The sequence below is a fragment of the Spirillospora sp. NPDC046719 genome (assembly GCF_040645715.1).
In the GTDB taxonomy this organism is placed as follows: Bacteria; Actinomycetota; Actinomycetes; order Streptosporangiales; family Streptosporangiaceae; genus Spirillospora.
In genome coordinates, this window is sequence record NZ_JBEYYT010000825.1 from 1 (window position 1) to 1995 (window position 1995).

Sequence of the window (1995 nt, forward strand, 5' to 3'; positions counted from 1 at the left end):
GCGGAACGGGTCGAACGCGCCGAACGCGACGGGCACCGCGCCCTCGCCGCGCTCGCGCCCGGCCGCGGCCCCGCGTCCCGCGCCGCGTGACGGGCGTACGATCGCCCGGACGGCACGCGGAGGGGGAGGCGGGCGTGGAGGACGTGGTCGCCGAGGTGATCCGCCAGTGGCGGGCCATCCATCCCGGGCTGGACACCGCCCCGCTGGCGGTCATCGGGCGCATCACCCGCTGCGCCGCGCTGCTGCAGCAGGCCGAGGAGGGTCCGCTGAGCCGCGAGGGGCTCGTCCGGGCCGAGTTCGACGTGCTGACCGCGCTGCGCCGGCTCGGGCCCGGCGTCACCCCGACCCGGCTCGCCCGCGAGACGTTCTCCTCCGGCGCCGCGGTGACCAAGCGGGTGCGCCGGCTGCAGGAGCGCGGCCTGGTCGAGCGGCGCCCCGACGAGCGGGACCGGCGGGTCCAGCACCTGGCGCTCACCGAGGACGGCCGGGCGCTGATCGACCGGATCATGCCGGACCAGGTGGGGTACGAGTCCGCGCTGCTGTCGGGGCTGCCGGAGGACCGGCGCGACGCGCTCGCCGGCGCGCTCGCCGAGCTGCTCGTCGTCCTGGAGGGAAGGCTCGGCGGACTGATCGGATAGGGCGGCGCACCTGCGCCGGGTGACCCTGCGAACAGGCGCATCTGCGGTACGTTCGGATCGCCCCGCGCGAGACCCCCAGCCCGTACGCTCCGCCCGGAGGAACGATGCCCGTCCTCGACCAGCTCCTCGCCGCCCTCGCCGCCGGCTCGGTGGAGATCGTCGATCTCACCGCCCCGCTGTCGGACCGGACGCCGATCCTGCGGCTGCCCGAGCCGTTCGCGAACACGGTCCCCTTCTCGCTGCGGGAGATCAGCCGGTACGACGACCGCGGGCCCGCCTGGTACTGGAACGACATCACGACCGGCGAGCACGTCGGCACCCACTTCGACGCGCCCGTGCACTGGGCGACCGGCCGCGACGGCGAGGACGTCGCGCAGGTCCCCGCCGGACGGCTCGTCGCCCCGGCGGTCGTGCTCGACGCCTCCGAGCACGCCGCCGCCGACCCCGACTTCCTGCTGGAGATCGACCACGTCCGCGCGTGGGAGCGGGCGAACGGCCCGCTGCCCGACGGCGGCTGGCTGCTGTACCGGACGGGCTGGGACGCGCGCTCCGGCGACCAGGAGGAGTTCCTCAACGCCGACGAGAACGGCTCGCACGCCCCGGGCGTCTCGCCGGAGTGCGCCCGCTGGCTGGCGGAGGAGACGCCGCTGCTCGGCCTCGGGGTGGAGACGGTCGGCACCGACGCGGGCGGCGCGCACGCGTTCGACCCGCCGTTCCCCTGCCACTCCTACTTCCTCGGCGCGGGCAAGTACGGCCTCACCCAGCTGCAGAACCTGGCCCGCCTGCCGGTCCGCGGCGCCGTGCTGGCCGCCGCGCCGCTGCCGATCGTCGGCGGCTCCGGCAGCCCGGCCCGCGTGCTGGCCCTGGTCGAGCGATGATCGTCGCGGAGGCCGTGGGGGAGGCCATCGCCCGCCTCGGCGCCGAGACGGTGTTCGGCGTGGTGGGCAGCGGCAACTTCCACGTCACCAACGCGCTCGCCGCGCACGGCGCCCGCTTCGTCGCCGCCCGCACCGAGGGCGGGGCGGCCACGATGGCGGACGCCTACGCGCGGGTGAGCGGCGGGCTCGGGGTGGTGTCGGTGCACCAGGGGCCGGGCCTCACCAACGCCGTCACCGGCATCGCCGAGGCCGCCAAGAGCCGCACGCCGCTGCTGGTGCTGGCCGGCGAGGTGGCCGCGTCGGCGGTCCGCTCGAACTTCCGGATCGACCAGGCCGCGCTCGCGGCGGCCGTCGGCGCCGTCCCGGAGCGGGTCCACTCCCCGGAGACCGCGCTCGCCGACGTGGCGCGGGCCTGCCGCACCGCGCTCGCGGCGCGCCGCACGGTGCTGCTCGGGCTGCCGCTGGTCGTCCAGGGCGCG

General features: G+C 77.0%; 3 protein-coding genes. All 3 read left to right on the plus strand.

Features of this window, described 5'->3' with window-relative positions; all coding sequences use genetic code 11:
- Positions 1-134 precede the first annotated feature (134 nt).
- Positions 135-638 (plus strand): MarR family transcriptional regulator, encoded by a 504-nt coding sequence (locus ABZ914_RS50670; RefSeq protein WP_190868999.1) that lies wholly within the window; start codon positions 135-137, stop codon positions 636-638.
- Positions 639-742: 104 nt separating this feature from the next.
- Positions 743-1516, plus strand: coding sequence for a cyclase family protein (locus tag ABZ914_RS50675; protein WP_500201724.1), 774 nt, complete (start codon positions 743-745; stop codon positions 1514-1516).
- Positions 1513-1995: thiamine pyrophosphate-binding protein (locus ABZ914_RS50680; protein ID WP_500201725.1), on the plus strand; the 483-nt coding region annotated here is incomplete at its 3' end. The genes ABZ914_RS50675 and ABZ914_RS50680, both read left to right, overlap by 4 nt.

Excerpts from the sequence above, each read along its gene's own strand:
- ABZ914_RS50675 (WP_500201724.1), top strand. The coding sequence starts at position 743 with ATGCCCGTCCTCGACCAGCTCCTCGCCGCCCTCGCCGCCGGCTCGGTG.